Consider the following 15,867-nt stretch of genomic DNA (forward strand, 5'->3'; position numbering starts at 1 on the left):
GTTGGTTTTGTTCCGCACTTTAAAACTACGTTTCAAAGTTTAATTAATAATGACTTTAAATGTATTTAGTCATTGGCCTATTAAAACTATATTTGTATCCATATATTAATATATAACAGATGTACTTGTATATAATCTATTTTATAATTGTTTTATTAATAATTTTAATTTCTTCTCATTTTGGACAGATACATTTAATTCTTAGGAAGACATGCCCCCTCTCAACTAAATTTTAAATTTCATGCACCTTCCCATGCCTCAAGCCCGTACTATGTACAAAGAGGGAGGCGATTGCATGTCCGATAAACTGAATATTTTCAATGACGGATCGATCACATGGGGCAGCTATGAGAATTTCGGAACCTTACCTGAAGAGACAGGTAATGACGCGCTGGATAAAGTGATAGAAGCTACTGGTTATTCCTATGATCCAAAACAAGATATCTTTTATTCTAATATGGATCCATGGCAGAGAAAGATCGGATATTGCCACTTCTTCGATGAAGCGGCAGCACCTACCGGAATGATCATAGACTGTGAACCCATTTTTTTTAATTACAACAACAAACAATGGATGATTGGCTTCTGGAAAGGCCAATATGATTTAGTCACCGGATCTGAGATAGGAGTGTATACAAGGACTCCCAACCGAAATCCACTCAACTTAATTTTCGGCGCCTTGTATCAAAGCGCGACCAACGATGAGCTCTTACAAATGTCATCGACCTTAAAGAAAAATGGTAAAGAGCTTTTCACCAGACAAGATAAACACTGGTGGCTGACAGGTTTTAAATTAGGGGAATTTTCGCAACCCTCGGAATTGACAATGGCAATAAGAATCACCCTGCTGAATGAGATTATGTGTGATGCCTTTGTCGAAGGATTGAAGAATGCAGGATATTCCGAGCACGAATTCAAAAGAAACGGATCGACTGTAAGTTTTGAATTCGTCTCTCCGCATACCCCGCAGCCGATTACTCGAACAAAAACCATAGAACGGATTGTGCAATGGAAAAATGAACAATTATGTAATATGTACGAAGAAATTACCGGGTCTTCTAATACACTGCCAGAAAAGCTAAAAGCAATCGAGGAATTATCACCGAAACTGTATGAAAAAATCATTAACATGGGTAGATCTAAGCCTTTATATGATACGCATCAAACTGTATTGGCTGTAGCCATTGCCCTTTTGATAATTATAATTGGAGCAATTTGTTCAGTCTTTATTTTAGATTGTTGAACCAATAATCATAGCAGGTAATCGTTTGCAAAGGCCTAGGCACTTCGTTCAAGGCCTTTGTTGTATTATTTTAAGGGCAGTTCAATTATTGAGCTAAGAGATAATGAATAAGCAACTCAGCGGTATTGGAAAGGGCATCTTTATGGGTCCGTTCATGTCCGTGTGAAGCGTCAATCCCTGGCCCAATTAACCCATGAACAATGTCAAAACCGGCACGCAGCGCGGAACTGGCATCAGAGCCATAATGCGGATAGATATCAACTTTATAATAGATTTTATGTCTTTGAGCTAATTGTACTAACTTTTGGCGCAGATCGAAATGGTAGGGGCCAGAAGAATCTTTAGCACAGATTGAAACACAAAATTCATCCGTTGTTTGTCCCTCACCGATAGCCCCCATGTCCACTACCAGATATTCCTTTGTTTCCGGAGTGATACTTGCATTACCACCATACCCAATCTCTTCGTTGTTGCTAAACATAAAATTTGTTGTATAGGGCAACAACAGATTATTTTCTTTGATATGCTTGAGAGCACCCATCAAAATGGCGGCACTGGCCTTATCGTCAAGGTGGCGGCTATTGATAAAGCCACTCTCTGTAACTCGAGTCCGAGCATCAAATGAAACAAAATCGCCAACGTCTATACCTAAAGATAGTACATCATCTTGGTTTTTCACTTTTTCATCGATACGCAATTCCATATTGTCATCATTTCGTTCCTGCTTAGCATGATCTTCGTAGACGTGGGCCGAAGAGTGAGTGTTAAGAATTGTACCTGAATATCGATTCCCTGCCCCAGTCTCAATATAACAAAGGGCACCTTCTACGGTATTCCAGTTATAGCCGCCTATCTTAGCCAGCTTTAGCCTGCCATTTGATTTGATTTCCTTGACCATGGCACCGAGTGTGTCTATATGAGCTGCAATGTGACGGTGAACGTTGATTTCTTGACCAGGAATCGTTGCGATTAACGCTCCCTTATTGGTGGAAGTATAAGAAATACCCAAGTCGTCTAATTGCCTTTTGAGATAATCCATCGCCTTTTGTGTATTGCCCGCCGGGCTGGAAATTGAACAAAGTTGAATTAATTGGTCCAGGATATAGTCTAAATTCACGAAATCCATTCATATCCCTCTTCCGTTCTTGATTGTAGTTACTCTTCGCTCCACTCGCTATTATTAGCTGAGCCAAGAAGAGACTCTTTATGAATTCCCGGATTTAAATAGTGCGTGCATTTTTCTAAGAAAGTTAAGATGCTTTTCTCCTCTTCCTGTTTCTTATCAAGGGTCATATTTCCTCTTCCTAAGCGATCACACAACCCCAGAAGGGCTATCTCATGAATGGAGACCTCAGAGGCCATCTTTCCGATATCTGCAAAAGGCAGCTTCTTGGTAACAAAGAGTATTTGCATATGCCACCTTACCATTTTGGAAACTTGCTTTATAAAGGCCTCATCATCGGTGAGCTCCTTTAGGAATTTAACGGCAAGACTCTCACCTAATTTATCATGGTCATATGAGGTAATTCTACCCTTTGTTAGCTTAGTTGCAGGTGTTTTACCTAAATCATGGAGCAAAGCAGACCACATGAACACGTTTGGATCTTGGCTAAGCTGTTTCCTTTCCCCCGCATTATCCAAAACCAACATTGTATGGTTCCAGACATTTCCTTCTGGATGGTGTTTTGGTGATTGAGGTACTTTCATTAAGTCTCCCAGCATCGTATAAGGATATTTTACGTTAAATAGTCCTGTTTTGCTTAACTTGTTAAAATAACTTGAGGGTTTTTGATCCCTCATCAAATGGGCGTCAAATTCTGAAAATGTGGGCATGTTAAAAGTGCTCCTTCGATAGCTTATTTAGGGTCATTTTTAAGGTTATTTTGAAAATCATGTTAAAATCACGTGTGGAAAAATGAAAAAAACAGTCTTTAACATAACCAGTAAGCTGATTAGTATGAGACCAGGATTACTTTTCCGGATTATTTCTGGCAGTATGGGCAGAAAAAGGCATTCCGACCCCCAACCTCAGATTTTTCAATCATAGTTTTACAATTAAGACAGGGTTCTCCAGTTCGATCGTAAACTTTAAAATGGGAATTATATCCGCCGGTAAAATTGTCCCATGGTGCAAAGGGCTCCTCCATATCGCCGCCCAAGCGAATAGAATCCTGAAGAATGGTCACCAAAGAATCAAATAACGCGGCGCTTTCAGCACTGCTTATCGTTGAAATCAAGCGAGTGGGCAATATACCTACTCCAAACAGAGCTTCATTAGAATAAGCATTTCCCACTCCGGCTATATTTTTAGGATTCATTAACCAAGGTTTGATCATTCCCCTTTTTCCTTGGAGTAAACGAGAAAATTCCGGGGCATGAAATCTTGGATCTAAAGGATCCCTTCCCAATTCCCCCAATTTGCCTTCAAGTTCATCTTGCCTTAAGTAGTGCAAATAACCTAAAGTCAGGCTGCAAAAGAGCAGCACAAAATTGTCATCCAAACCAAAAACCACGCTTGGTTTGCCAGGTAAACCCTTGATACCTTGTCGCAAATCCTCTGCATTACTTTTGACGATCTCAGACATTGATTTTCTGAAGACTGAATCATTTTTTTGATTTGTTAATGGCAACAAAAACAGCCTGCCATCCAACATCATGTGAGTTAAGAGAAAATGCCCATCGTTAAGATGAAAAATAAGGTATTTACCTCTGCGGGTAATGTTTTGAATCAATTTACCCCTAATGCTCCGGCAAAAATCCGTGCCTTCCAAATTAACGCTTTTAGTCCGTAAGACACTGACCTCACTGATTCGTTTGCCCTTAACCCACTTGTTTAAATAGTCCTTGTATATCTCCATCTCAGGTATTTCAGGCATAATAACCTCCATCCCTTCACTTCGCTTGCTTTCTATAATTCCACGAGCAGGCTGAATTAATGTATCATTTACAAGGGATTGTAAGGACTACGACATTGTTAAATTGTAGGAAAAGAAGTATCATTATAGGAATCTATTCATTGGAAATCTAGAACTAGAGGTGCAAGCTATGATCAACGATCCTTTAAAAACCTTCGTTACTGTAGTCGAGCACAAAAATTTTTCTCATGCTGCTGAAGAGCTTTATTTATCACATCCCAGTGTCAGCTTGCAAATACAAACTTTAGAAGAAGAACTCGGCACGAAGCTCGTCAATAGTTCGTCTAACCATTTAGAACTTACGCAATCCGGTGAGATATACTATAAGTATGCCAAGCAAATTTTGCGCTTGCATGATAAAGCTAAACAAGAAATAAAGCAGCTCTCCAATGTGGTTACAGGGACTTTAAAAGTTGGAGCAAGCTACACCATCGGGGAATATATTTTGCCTTTTGCAGTCGCTGAATTTGCCGCTCAATACCCGAAGGTAGACATTGAAACGTCTATAGCCAATACCGAAGAAATCATCCAAGCGGTTCGAACGAATCATTTAGACGTTGCCCTTGTGGAGGGAGAAGTTAATCATTCAGATATTCTAATTCACTCGATTATGGAAGATGAACTTATTTTAGTTGTACCTAATCAACATCCCTTGGCAAGACTTCCCATTGCGACCTCAGAACATCTCCAAGACCAAGTCTGGATTCTGCGAGAAAGTGGTTCGGGTACTCGTGCGTTTAGTGATAAACTTATTAAAGAATGGGGCATAAATGTCCGAAAAGCTTATATCTTTGGAAGCGGTCAAGCTGTTAAGCAAGCCGTTACGGCAGGTTTAGGAATTGCCCTTGTCTCGCGTTGGATCGTACGCAAAGAGTTAAACGCGAAAGAACTTAAGTCGATCCGAATAAAAGGGAAGCGGCTTACTCGTTCTTTTTACTTGATACAACCGAAGCATCAAGAGACCTCTGAGGTTATGGAAGCTTTCACAGAGCAGCTCCTAAACCATGAGTTAATTACTTCATGGAGAAAATTAGGCAAAAGGGGCATCGATAGCTAAAATTAAGTTTGAGGAGGATAAAGATGGCTTACATAGTTAACGATGGAATTAAAATCAATTATGAAATTGAAGGCAACAGAGACGGAGACTGCCTTGTTCTTCAACATGGTTTTTTTGGCAGTATCGAAGATTGGTACGACTATGGATATGTCGATAGCTTAAAAAGTAATTACAACTTAATTTTAATCGATGCCCGAGGTCACGGTCAAAGTGATAAACCTCATAATTTTAATCAATACTCCCTTTACCTTCGATCTCAAGATATAATAAAGGTTCTTGACGCGCAACAAATTCAAAAATGCCATTACCTGGGCTATTCAATGGGGGGCTGGATTTCATTTGGCTTAATGAAATGGTTTAAGCAGCGCTTTCATTCCTTTATTCTGGATGCAATACATCCCTATGAAAATGACATGCTGCCTTTACGGGACTCGGTCAGGACCCTGGAACGTTGGGTTCCTCAGCATAACATCTCTGAGGAATCTAAAAAAAGGTTCCTAGCCAATGATAAAGAGGCCTTGCTGGCAGCCATTGAAGAGGCAAGAATTGATCAAACCGAAATATTCGGGACTATTTCTCAGCCCTGTTTATTGATGGATGGAGACAATGATCCAATCTATGAAAAGGTCAAAGAGAGTTCGAAATTATCCTCTTTGATTGAGTTTGTTACAATTCCTGAAGCAGACCATTGGAGCTCCTTATATAAAAGCGACCAAGTCGTTCCTTTTATAAAACAATTTATCCATAAAATATCTGGGTAGGACATTAAAGCGCCAAATTTGAAAGAGTCCCTTGTCAAAAGGGATTTTTTCAAATTTGGCGCATGATTTTATGCAAATTATTTCGCAGTCGACAAACAGCAACTATTCCTTAACTTGAATTGCACCCATCGGGCAATATTTTACACACTTCTTACAGTGAATGCATTTTTCTTGGTCGATGGTTGGGGCATCAAATCCTATTTGCCCAATGGCACCTACAGGACAAACTCTGATCGAAGGACAGGGATGATTTTGAGGACATCTATTTTTCATAACTGAGATAGTCATAAAAGCACCTTCCCTAAAACTTTATTCTTTACCATATACCCCTATTAGGTATATACACAGTATATTGTAAGCAACTCATATTGTCAATACTCATTAAAATGGGCTCAGCAGGAATACCGCTGAGCTCAAGATTTGTCAACCCCCTCTGAGGATTTTGACGACTCCAAAATGTTACATAGCTTAAAGCCTTTTATTGTCTTGGGATAAAGGTAATGACACTGTGGTTATTTCCAGTTTATGTATATAGTGTTTTCCCATGAGTTCAAGGTATATTTCAAACATGATTTGTCCTATCAGCCTATTAATTGTCGGTAAGGATGCCTTCAATGGTCGTACCATAAGATGCATCGGGATATCCCAAATTTTATAATTTATATCCGAAATTAAATAGAACCCTGCGTTTTGATAGAATCTTATTCGGCTTTCACAAAGTGCTCTTTCCTCGCTTGATCTCGAATGCTCAGGCTTTTCAACCTCAACAATAATGCCTGGGCACGAGGAATAACTAGTTATCAAGTCTTCCAGAAAGATTGACCCCAGCCCCTCGCCTCTGAATTCTTTATGCACTGCTAATAAACTGATAAGAATATATCCATTGATGCATCTGTCCGCGCATATAGCATAAGCAACATCCTGTTGATCATGTTCGAATATATATCCTTTTTGCACGCCTTTTTCCAGCTGTTTTTTCAGAACATCATAAGGAGCGTATTCTCCTTCTGTGAAGTCATCTTCAACACTTTTGAAGATATTCTTAAATTCTGACAGTACCATTTTTCTAATTGTCTTATTCATTACGTCTCACCTTTAACGTAGTATCAAGAATTGAGGTCTTGAAAAACCTTTATTGATTTTTTTCGTTATTCAAGTTATCCTTGTTAGTATTACATTCATATCTATATCGCTCCTTGATTTAGGAGTCTTTTTCATTTCGAGAAGGGAGTATTACCATTATGCAACTCTTAAAAAACAAAATTCGCACCGACGCCAAAATCATCGAAGATCGGATCATCAAGGTGGATAATTTTTTAAATCACCAATTAGATATTTCGTTATTTAATGAAATTGGCAAGGAATTCAGACGTCGGTTTTCAAATAAAGAAATAACAAAAATAGTAACCCTCGAAACTTCTGGTATTGCCATTGCGAGTATCGCTGCTCAATACTTTAATTATGTCCCCGTCGTATTTGCCAAAAAACATGCCGGGATCAATATGAACCAGGATGTTTACGAAGCCAAGGTTTATTCTTATACTAAAAGTCAGGAATATTCCATTAAAATATCCAAAGAGTTCTTAAGCCCTGATGACAAAGTATTGATTATTGATGATTTTCTAGCCAGCGGGAGTGCTCTCTTAGGATTAATTAGTTTATTATCTCAAAGTCAAGCAGAGATTTCCGGTGCAGGTATTGTCATCGAAAAAACATTTCAAGAAGGCCGAAAACGCATTGAAGAAAAAGGTATTCAGTTGGAGTCTTTAGCGATCATCGACTCGATAAAAGATGGCCAAGTTATTTTTAAGTAAACTCGTTTGAAGACCCACCCCACCGCCAGAAAGACCACGAAACGTGGTCTTTCTTATTTTTTTCACTTATGAGCCTTAGCCAATAATTCTGCCCGCTTACTGGACTTAGCTTTTTCGTAGTTTGCCTTTTCCTGGCTGATGATATCCGTGGGAAGATTATTGGCAATCAGTTCAGCCTTCATTGCATCTAAGGTGCTGTAAAATTGCTTGTCCACGCTGGTTTCAAGCATAGTCCCGGCTTGAATATATTTTTGGGCCAGTTCTGAACGGTTCAAGGTACCGTCTTTTTTGCGTTGAGCATACTCCTGAGCCGCAGCCGAATACAAAGTATCTAAGCGGCTCAAAGCTACATTCTGCAAATAATTAAAGCGAGGGATATATTTGTTATTAATTTCATCTGAAGTCACCTGATTCTCAGCAGCAGGCTCGTTTGCAGGAGTTGAAGAAGCCATTGTCTGACTTTCCTCTTGGGCATCAGGTTCTTTCATAGATATAATCTTGGGAATATCACGTTTCTCCGCTAAATCAGACCCTGACTTATTAGTCACTGGACCTGAGCTATTATTTTGCTCATCAAACAAGCTAAAGAATTCTGGCCCAAATTGGCTATTCAACTGTCGTTGAATTTCCGGGTCGGGTTTAAAATATTTGTTGTAACCCCAAAGGCTGCCCAGTGCTATCAAGAGCACTAGTATTCCTGTAATCTTTAAAAACTTCTTTTTCATAATTTCTCCAAACAAATTAATGATTATTAACATCATACCATATTATGGAGAGTCAGTATATTATTCTCTTGTACTTCGTAGCGTTGTGAATTATGTATCTAGAACATTTAGATTACCTGGTCTATAATTGTTTTACCATGACTTTTGATATACGTATCATTAGGGAGGAGAGCTATTGATGTCCGACAAAAAGATTCGCCTTTTGATGGTGATGACGACTATTTTTTGGTCAGGTGCCTTTATCACCGGCAAAATTGCTGTAGGAGAGTTTCCTCCGTTCGCCCTGACTTTTTTTCGTTTTCTCTTCGCATTGCCTTTGATCTTTGCAATTTTGTATGTCAGAGAACCTAGCAACCTTTTACCTCACGGCAGACAATGGCCACCGCTTATTCTTCTCGGATTCGTCGGGACTTTTTGTTATCACGCACTGTTTTTTACTTCCCTTAGATATACCACTGCGATGAATTCATCACTTATTGGAGCTATGAATCCCATGGTTACAACACTTCTGGCTACTATATTTTTTAGTGAACGCTTAACGCCCTGGAGATTATTTGGTATTCTCCTTTCGTTTTGCGGCGTTTTTCTCTTCATTACTAATGGAGATTTGCAGCTAATCTCTCAATTTCGATTCAACAAAGGTGATTTATTGATGTTGACTGCGGTCTGTTGTTTTGCTGTCTATTCATTACTTAGTCGTCGGTATATGAAACAATACAGTCTATCACCGCTTATGGTCACTGCTTATACTTTCTTGATCTGTGTTGTTATTTCGATCCCTTTTCTATTGTGGGAAAACCCTGCCGCTTATATAGTTTCAGCGACAGCGAGGGGATGGCTCTCCATTCTTTATATGAGCGTATTTGCTTCTGTATTGGGATACCTTTTCCAGATGGTTGCTATCCAACGGATTGGCGCACCCCGCACAGCCATCTTTATCAATTTGGTACCTATCTTTACAATTATACAATCCATAACAATCCTTGGCGAGTCGATCACTCTTTTCAAACTCATGGGAGCTGCCATTGTCATAACAGGCGTTTATTTAGCGACACGACCGGAATCCAGCGTTAACTATGCCACCATCGCCAATTGAGGAATACGTCAGCGGCCGGAAACCGTTTTATAAGGCCAGTGAACAATGCCGCCTAAATCAAAAACATTAGGATAACCTTGCTTTATTAAGATCTTTACAGCAGCTCTACTCCGATTTCCACTCCTGCAATAGACGAAAATAGTGGCTTGTTTGTCCGGCAATTTCTCGCCTGCTTCTCCGGCTAGTACCTTCAAGGGGACCAAGGTACTTCGGGGAATACGCTTCTCAAGATATTCTTCCCTTGTTCTAACATCCAGCAAAATAATTTCTTTTTCCGAATCTAATCTTTTTTGGGCTTCAGAAGGATCAATTCTGTAGTTGTTGGCTTTCTGCGCATTCTTCAGATATGCCCAGATTACAAATGCTCCCACGAGTAAAAATCCTATCGTTCTGGTCTGGCTCATACTCTATTCCTTTCCTATAAGAAACTATCAACTATGACAAAAATGTCCATATTATATAGCCGCATTGTACGAGACAATACCTGTGGAATATAGCTTCTAATTTATTTATTCTTACTTATTCAGATAGTACTGAAGGTAATCTTTGTAGCCGTTTGCTTGAGTCGATTCGTTACCGTTTTGATAGTGATCTATACTAAAAGCCACAAACTCACGTACAAAGGGTGAAACTCTAGATAACTGCTCATTAATTTGACATTGCAGCGCTGGCAGACTTTTATCCCCATTCCCCTCAAAGGTTTCGGTCACTGCGTACAGAGTTAGTCCGATTTCGTCGGCAGCCTTTTTCGTAGAGGCAAAGACTTCGTCTAAATCCCTTAACGTATTGAAACCTGCTCCAATGCTGTCTTGCAAAGCAAGAATATCGATCCCCGTATCCTTTAAAACATGGCGAAGAGCATTCGACCAGAGAGTTAGAGTCACAGGACCTGACACCCGCGCATTATAATACGGTGCGATCATGATTGATTTCGAACTGGCTAACTTGATGCTTCCGGCAATTTTTTGAAAGAATTGATTGAGATGTGCTTGTTGGTCATGGGTTACCACCATCAAAGGATTAAATTCATAGGGAATATACCAACCTGCCAAAGATCGATGTCCGCTATACATCATCATGACTTCTGTGATGATTAGGTTATTAACATCTGCTTCTCGGGCCAGCCATGTTCCGCCATGAGCTTCTGGCGACCACCAATCCTTATTAAATCCTAAGCCAATGCGGACATTCATACCTATATTGTCGGCTGCAGATAAAGCCGTTTCCAGCATATCCACACCATTGCTCGAATAACCATTCATTTTGGACGGGTACACTGCAACATTGGATTTAGTATCGGCAATGCTCTGAAGGATTATTTCGTTGATGCCTATGGTTTGCAACATTCGATACTCATTAACCCAACGATCATAGCTCCAACTCTGGCAATACCAATATTGAATAAAAGAACTGCCGAACTTCGGTCGAATCCGTATTTTTTTAGGAAACCTCCGTAAGCAGAGAATAATTCTTCTACACCAATTGTAAAACCTCTGTCCGATATTCATCTCTTAATCCTTTATTCACTCGTGCTAATAGTTCTATTAACACCAGCTCGTCAAATTCTCCCATATACTCAGGGTAAGCTTTCCCCTCCCTACATAGTATGAATACCTTGTCAGTCTTGTTAAACTGCTCGTCTTTTCGTGCGCAGCAAAACAAGTGCAATCGTTATCCCTGTTAATACAAACCCGAAGGCAGCAGCAATACCATGAGCAACCATTGTGACGGGAATATAAAAGGATTTCAGTTCTGACTGAGTTTGGTAGCCTACACCTAATAAAAGAGAATGAATGCCTGGGATGAGAGCTACTTGATACATAATATGTCCGGCCAGGACAAGAGGGGTTAGGGCGAAAATCAGCTTGACACGCAGGGAAGCGGCTTTGGTCTTAAATGGCTTGGAAATCTTCCAGGCAAGCATGCCGCCTATTAAACCTGCCCCCCAATAACACAAGCTAAACCACAATTTCCAGGCAAAAGGATTCCAGGTCATTTGATACGCTTCAAAGTAGTTAAGAGGAACTAGAATACCTAACATTACCCCAATAAAGACGACAAATCCCTGGTTAACACGTACCAAATGCCAGACTTCACGACCTGCAAGCCTTAAATTAACTTGTACTGAGCCATTTGGGCAATTGCGGACACAGTTGAAGCAAAGTTTACAATCCAAATTATTATCCAAAAAAGGAAGGTGTTGGGACATTGGACAACCTGGAACCTTTCCGTTCCCAACGTAACAATCAAAGGTAGTGCATTTATTTAAGCAAACTGAGGCATCTGCTCGAACCTCCAGCATCGAGCCAACTGAAGCAGTTCCGATAAATCCTCCCAACGGACAAAAATGCCGGCACCAGGTATGACGCGGATAGAGGATTGCGACAATAATTGCACTAACTTGGATAGATATCAGCAAGATGGCCGTGTAGTTAGGATTCAAACGCATGTCGGTAATCACTTCAATCCAGAAGATCATCAGAAACAAGAAGCTGATGATGAGGTAATCATACTTAATGATGGATTCAGGAATCGGCCGATTCTTATGCACTCTTTTTTGAAGGAAATCCATAATGGTGGAGAATGGACAAACCGTGCACCACACTCTGCCTAGAAATGGAGAAATAACGGCAAGGGCCGGCCACCATAAACCCCAGACCAAAGCGAAAATCTTGGTAGAAACTGCAACTTGAGGGGTAAGCAGTAATAATAACACCAGACCCATAAACAAAACTGCAGCAGTCCGCCTTAACCATCCGAGAAACATTCCCTTTTGCAGTAAACTTTTTAGCTTTGGCCAAGCCAGAAGGTTAATCGTGTGTCCATTTTGTTCCGCCGTTGGACCAAAAAAAATCTGTTCTAACCCGATAACATCCTGTTCTGCTATATAAAATGCTCTTTCAATGACTTGAATCAATTCTGAGACATTTCCCTGTTGATAATTATGAGAGAGCAATAATTGAATCGCTTCCTGATTCAGAGTAGGGATATTCCGTTGATCCTTCTGGGCCAGTTTCTCCAAGAATCCCTGTGCCAGAATAGGAATATCACGTTTGCGCTTGCGCAAGGGGGGTATTTCATAGGTGTGAGCAAAACATTTCTGTAATTCCGGAATAATAACCTTATCCAAATCATCGGACTTAGAGTTCAAACTCCCGATAACGAAACATTTTCGGTTTGGAAAGTTTATGGATTGGGCAAGGAGAAGCTGGGTATGGGGAGAGATAAGGTTTATTTCCCGTATAAATAAGGTTCCGCCCTCAGCGATATCGAAAAGATTAGGATTATTCACAACGGATTCTTCTTGACTGACAGGCTCGACGATTAAGTCCTTCCACTGCTGATCAAAACGTCGTCCGTCCACAACGACAAAAGGCGCTTCCGTCCCGGATTGGCGTTGGTGGACGTACCATGCCATCATCTGACGACCGGTGCCCCGTTCGCCGGTTAAAAGCAAGTGTCCTTTGGGTTGAGCGAGTTCTTCCAGTTTCCGCTCGACTTCTGCTGTCGTACGGGTACCTCCCCAAATTCCATAAAATTTATCCTTATATTGAGTTAGCTGTAAAGCAGAACGAAGAATCTCCTTGTATCTTGCTTCCGATAAGATAAGGTTGGCATCATTTAAGTTTTCAGTCAAACGGCCAACAAACGTCTGGTAAAGTTTCGGCCAACGCAGAAGCATGCGCGCAAAACTTTCAGAATCCAGGGCTAAAACCTGGCATTTTTCTTGGCAAAGAATTGTTGTTGCCGCGGGTTTGCCGCTAAGCAATGAGAATTCACCAAAAGTATCCCCCGGACTCAACGATCGGACACGCTTCATACGTTGCCCGTCCTTTCGGATCATGACATCGGCTTTTCCTTTAATCAGGATATAAAAAGAATGTTCTTCTTGACCTTGCCTAATAATCTCAGAACCGAATTCATAGCTCTCCCATTGAAAGTCATGTGCCAGCTCCGCTAATTCACTGGATGAAAAATCTGAAAGCAATTCAATATTTGCTAGACTATAAGCTTTATCCTCAATCATAATGCCCTCCCAGGACGTAGATTCAGCAGCTAAACTATATCTAATATTCATAAAACTATAACTTATATGAATATTTATGACAACATAAACTTTTTTCCATTTCCAAAGATCTAAAGAACCAATTTTATGACGGAGTTTCAACAATTAAAAGCAATAAATCCTTAAATATGGTTAGAGAACTTTTAAACAAGCATAAGGTAATGCCTATATCAAGCTTTAAGTTTAGTATATACTGGTAATGGAAACCAACGTTAAATGGAGGCTTGGAAAAGGAGAGGGGTAACCATTGGGCTATATATCCGCAGAGAAGAAATCAACAGGACCTTCAGGAGGATGGACCGATCTTTGGAAACAAGAAGACTATTGGGCTATGTGGCTGGGTTTAGCTATTGTCCTGTTAGCAATTTTGTTTTGGAGTATCGGAAACAACTTCATGAGTTGGATTGTACTTAAAATCCCTAACTACAGCGACTATCGCACTGCACTTAGCTATATTATCAGTCATAAGAGCGCTCTCTTGGCACTTTATCTGTTTTTTCTCGTCCTATTTTCAATCGCTGTTAAAGCCCTAACTGGAGAAGTTAAACGTTTTTTGCTGGGATTCACCTTTCTCTTTTTAATGAGTCTGCTTGTTTCAGTGTGGGGCTCTTGGGATGTTATGAAAAAATACAACTTTGAAACTCCTCTTCTAGCACTTGTCGTTGGACTCATAATAAGTAATTTTTTTAAGATTCCCTACTGGCTGAGTACTGCACTCCAGACCCAATTTTACGTAAAGCTTGGAATTGTGTTAATGGGCGCTTCTTTACCAGTCACTTTAATCCTCCAAGCAGGTTCGACGGCTTTTGCTCAAGCAACCATTATCGCGGTAGCTACTTTCCTCACCATATATTGGACTGGAACCCGGATTTTTGCTCTGGATAAACGCTTCGCCGCTACATTGGCAGCCGGAGGCTCGATCTGCGGGGTTTCTGCTTCCATCGCCATAGGCGGCGCTGTAAAAGCGGAAAAGCAGCACGTATCAATTGCCATCTCACTGGTTATTCTTTGCTCGATTATTATGATTTTTATCCTTCCCCTAGCGATTAAAGCCTTGAATATTCTACCCGGTCCGGCCGGTGCTTGGATCGGTACCGCGGAATTCGCTGATGCTCCTGGCATGGCTGCCGCCGCTGCTATCAATGAACAAGCCATTAAAACCTTTATCCTCATGAAAGTCGTAGGTCGTGATATGTTCATTGGGATCTGGTGTTTTATCATGGCTCTTACATCCATCACAAGATGGGACAAACGGTATGTCGGCACGAATCCCAATGCCCTAGATATCTGGATTCGCTTTCCAAAATTCGTTTTAGGGTTCATTGTAGCCTCGATTATCATTACTCTCTTAGCCGCTTCGGCTAATGTAACAACGTCTATCGCCATGAACAATAACCTTATTAACCCGATTATAGAATTAAGAAGTTGGGCCTTTATCTTTACCTTTCTCTCAATTGGCTTATCCAGCCGCTTAAAGGAGCTTGCTTCAGTCGGTTGGAGGCCCTTTGCAGCTTTCACTGCGGGTGTATTAATTAATATACCGCTTGGGTATTTGCTGTCCGTTGTCATTATGGGCAACTATTGGATAACAATCAAGTAAGTCTTTTAAACCGAAAATGTTAAATGTCTAATACCTTCAGATAAGGAGCTAAACTATGCGGCAGGATAATGAGACTTGCATCCAAAGAACTCGACTTTTCTTCAACTTTTTTGAGAAGTCCAAAGAGAAAGCCCCTTTTGAGGATATTGTCAAAGTCAAGACAGTAAAACCTGAAGCAATTCGTAATTTAAATAAGTTCTTGACCTCCAGATTAGAGCGAATCGCCGCCATGATGGAATTGCTGAGTGAAATCCATGATGACTGGGCAATCACAGGTAAAAAGGATTACATTCTCATGGAAACCGAGACTTATGACTTTAATGATGCCATCAAAGCTTTAAAGGAACAAGGGTTCGATGACAACGAATTCATTTTAAAAGTTGAATATACCCGTAAATGGGGAATCCTCTAATCTTCATTTCCCATCTCTCTGCAGATTCATTTGCAGAGAGATTTTTTATTTCTTGTACAAGACATTTTGGCAGGACATTTTGACATAAGTGACAAAATGTCCTGCTCCCCCAGCTCATTTAAACTTCTTCATTAAGGTTTAAAACGTTATAGTTGCGCTATTTCTTCCAACGCTTAAA

At 40.4% G+C, this 15,867-nt stretch carries 16 protein-coding genes; 7 read left to right on the plus strand and 9 right to left on the minus strand.

From position 1 onward, the window contains the following. The first annotated feature begins 295 nt into the window (after window positions 1–295). Window positions 296–1,243 carry a DUF4474 domain-containing protein gene (locus tag VZF35_RS12340; protein ID WP_407313948.1) on the plus strand — a complete coding sequence of 316 codons (948 nt, stop codon included), beginning with the start codon at window positions 296–298 and terminating at the stop codon, window positions 1,241–1,243. Between the two features lie 85 nt (window positions 1,244–1,328). On the opposite strand, the gene VZF35_RS12345 is transcribed toward VZF35_RS12340, so the two are convergent. From VZF35_RS12345 to VZF35_RS12355, 3 genes are all read right to left on the minus strand, one after another. After that, a complete protein-coding gene (locus tag VZF35_RS12345) occupies window positions 1,329–2,369 on the minus strand; it encodes a M42 family metallopeptidase (RefSeq protein WP_407313950.1) in 1,041 nt (346 codons plus the stop codon). Window positions 2,370–2,398: 29 nt separating this feature from the next. Then, a complete protein-coding gene (locus VZF35_RS12350) occupies window positions 2,399–3,076 on the minus strand; it encodes an HD domain-containing protein (protein WP_407313952.1) in 678 nt (225 codons plus the stop codon). A gap of 149 nt (window positions 3,077–3,225) precedes the next feature. Next, window positions 3,226–4,119: an Fpg/Nei family DNA glycosylase gene (locus VZF35_RS12355; protein WP_407313954.1), complete on the minus strand. Its 894-nt coding sequence runs from the start codon at window positions 4,117–4,119 to the stop codon at window positions 3,226–3,228. A gap of 169 nt (window positions 4,120–4,288) precedes the next feature. Between VZF35_RS12355 and VZF35_RS12360 the strand changes: the two genes are divergently transcribed. Both VZF35_RS12360 and VZF35_RS12365 read left to right on the plus strand, forming a co-directional pair. Next, window positions 4,289–5,215: a LysR substrate-binding domain-containing protein gene (locus tag VZF35_RS12360; protein WP_407313956.1), complete on the plus strand. Its 927-nt coding sequence runs from the start codon at window positions 4,289–4,291 to the stop codon at window positions 5,213–5,215. A 23-nt stretch (window positions 5,216–5,238) separates the two neighbouring features. Continuing rightward, a complete protein-coding gene (locus tag VZF35_RS12365) occupies window positions 5,239–5,976 on the plus strand; it encodes an alpha/beta fold hydrolase (protein WP_407313958.1) in 738 nt (245 codons plus the stop codon). 102 nt (window positions 5,977–6,078) lie between these two features. On the opposite strand, the gene VZF35_RS12370 is transcribed toward VZF35_RS12365, so the two are convergent. Both VZF35_RS12370 and VZF35_RS12375 read right to left on the minus strand, forming a co-directional pair. Continuing rightward, entirely contained in the window at window positions 6,079–6,249 is a 171-nt protein-coding gene (locus VZF35_RS12370) for a 4Fe-4S binding protein (RefSeq protein ID WP_407313960.1), read from the minus strand. Between the two features lie 195 nt (window positions 6,250–6,444). Then, window positions 6,445–7,059: a GNAT family N-acetyltransferase gene (locus tag VZF35_RS12375; protein WP_407313962.1), complete on the minus strand. Its 615-nt coding sequence runs from the start codon at window positions 7,057–7,059 to the stop codon at window positions 6,445–6,447. 158 nt (window positions 7,060–7,217) lie between these two features. On the opposite strand from VZF35_RS12375, the gene VZF35_RS12380 reads away from it, so the two are divergent. Then, window positions 7,218–7,790 carry a xanthine phosphoribosyltransferase gene (locus VZF35_RS12380; protein ID WP_407313964.1) on the plus strand — a complete coding sequence of 191 codons (573 nt, stop codon included), beginning with the start codon at window positions 7,218–7,220 and terminating at the stop codon, window positions 7,788–7,790. A gap of 62 nt (window positions 7,791–7,852) precedes the next feature. Here VZF35_RS12380 and VZF35_RS12385 read toward each other — a convergent pair whose 3' ends face one another. Further along, window positions 7,853–8,515 (minus strand): hypothetical protein, encoded by a 663-nt coding sequence (locus VZF35_RS12385; protein ID WP_407313966.1) that lies wholly within the window; start codon window positions 8,513–8,515, stop codon window positions 7,853–7,855. Window positions 8,516–8,693: 178 nt separating this feature from the next. On the opposite strand from VZF35_RS12385, the gene VZF35_RS12390 reads away from it, so the two are divergent. Continuing rightward, window positions 8,694–9,611: a DMT family transporter gene (locus VZF35_RS12390; RefSeq protein ID WP_407313968.1), complete on the plus strand. Its 918-nt coding sequence runs from the start codon at window positions 8,694–8,696 to the stop codon at window positions 9,609–9,611. 8 nt (window positions 9,612–9,619) lie between these two features. Here the strand turns inward: VZF35_RS12390 and VZF35_RS12395 are convergent, their stop codons facing one another. From VZF35_RS12395 to VZF35_RS12405, 3 genes are all read right to left on the minus strand, one after another. Beyond that, window positions 9,620–10,015: a rhodanese-like domain-containing protein gene (locus VZF35_RS12395; RefSeq protein ID WP_407313970.1), complete on the minus strand. Its 396-nt coding sequence runs from the start codon at window positions 10,013–10,015 to the stop codon at window positions 9,620–9,622. Window positions 10,016–10,126: 111 nt separating this feature from the next. After that, window positions 10,127–11,119, minus strand: coding sequence for a DUF4434 domain-containing protein (locus tag VZF35_RS12400; RefSeq protein WP_407313972.1), 993 nt, complete (start codon window positions 11,117–11,119; stop codon window positions 10,127–10,129). A 119-nt stretch (window positions 11,120–11,238) separates the two neighbouring features. Then, window positions 11,239–13,638: a cyclic nucleotide-binding domain-containing protein gene (locus tag VZF35_RS12405; protein ID WP_407313974.1), complete on the minus strand. Its 2,400-nt coding sequence runs from the start codon at window positions 13,636–13,638 to the stop codon at window positions 11,239–11,241. Window positions 13,639–13,924: 286 nt separating this feature from the next. Between VZF35_RS12405 and VZF35_RS12410 the strand changes: the two genes are divergently transcribed. Together VZF35_RS12410 and VZF35_RS12415 are read left to right on the plus strand one after the other, a co-directional pair. Next, a complete protein-coding gene (locus VZF35_RS12410) occupies window positions 13,925–15,277 on the plus strand; it encodes a YeiH family protein (protein WP_407313976.1) in 1,353 nt (450 codons plus the stop codon). Window positions 15,278–15,332: 55 nt separating this feature from the next. Beyond that, on the plus strand, window positions 15,333–15,689 hold the full coding sequence (locus VZF35_RS12415) for a hypothetical protein (RefSeq protein ID WP_407313977.1): 357 nt from the start codon (window positions 15,333–15,335) through the stop codon (window positions 15,687–15,689). Window positions 15,690–15,867: the final 178 nt, after the last annotated feature.

Source organism: Desulfosporosinus paludis (assembly GCF_045689965.1).
Classification (GTDB): Bacteria; Bacillota; Desulfitobacteriia; order Desulfitobacteriales; family Desulfitobacteriaceae; genus Desulfosporosinus; species Desulfosporosinus paludis.

Coding starts and splice junctions, on each gene's coding strand:
- VZF35_RS12340 (WP_407313948.1), top strand. CDS start 296: ATGTCCGATAAACTGAATATTTTCAATGACGGATCGATCACATGGGGC.
- VZF35_RS12345 (WP_407313950.1), bottom strand. CDS start 2,369: ATGGATTTCGTGAATTTAGACTATATCCTGGACCAATTAATTCAACTT.
- VZF35_RS12350 (WP_407313952.1), bottom strand. CDS start 3,076: ATGCCCACATTTTCAGAATTTGACGCCCATTTGATGAGGGATCAAAAA.
- VZF35_RS12355 (WP_407313954.1), bottom strand. CDS start 4,119: ATGCCTGAAATACCTGAGATGGAGATATACAAGGACTATTTAAACAAG.
- VZF35_RS12360 (WP_407313956.1), top strand. CDS start 4,289: ATGATCAACGATCCTTTAAAAACCTTCGTTACTGTAGTCGAGCACAAA.
- VZF35_RS12365 (WP_407313958.1), top strand. CDS start 5,239: ATGGCTTACATAGTTAACGATGGAATTAAAATCAATTATGAAATTGAA.
- VZF35_RS12370 (WP_407313960.1), bottom strand. CDS start 6,249: ATGAAAAATAGATGTCCTCAAAATCATCCCTGTCCTTCGATCAGAGTT.
- VZF35_RS12375 (WP_407313962.1), bottom strand. CDS start 7,059: ATGAATAAGACAATTAGAAAAATGGTACTGTCAGAATTTAAGAATATC.
- VZF35_RS12380 (WP_407313964.1), top strand. CDS start 7,218: ATGCAACTCTTAAAAAACAAAATTCGCACCGACGCCAAAATCATCGAA.
- VZF35_RS12385 (WP_407313966.1), bottom strand. CDS start 8,515: ATGAAAAAGAAGTTTTTAAAGATTACAGGAATACTAGTGCTCTTGATA.
- VZF35_RS12390 (WP_407313968.1), top strand. CDS start 8,694: ATGTCCGACAAAAAGATTCGCCTTTTGATGGTGATGACGACTATTTTT.
- VZF35_RS12395 (WP_407313970.1), bottom strand. CDS start 10,015: ATGAGCCAGACCAGAACGATAGGATTTTTACTCGTGGGAGCATTTGTA.
- VZF35_RS12400 (WP_407313972.1), bottom strand. CDS start 11,119: ATGAATATCGGACAGAGGTTTTACAATTGGTGTAGAAGAATTATTCTC.
- VZF35_RS12405 (WP_407313974.1), bottom strand. CDS start 13,638: ATGATTGAGGATAAAGCTTATAGTCTAGCAAATATTGAATTGCTTTCA.
- VZF35_RS12415 (WP_407313977.1), top strand. CDS start 15,333: ATGCGGCAGGATAATGAGACTTGCATCCAAAGAACTCGACTTTTCTTC.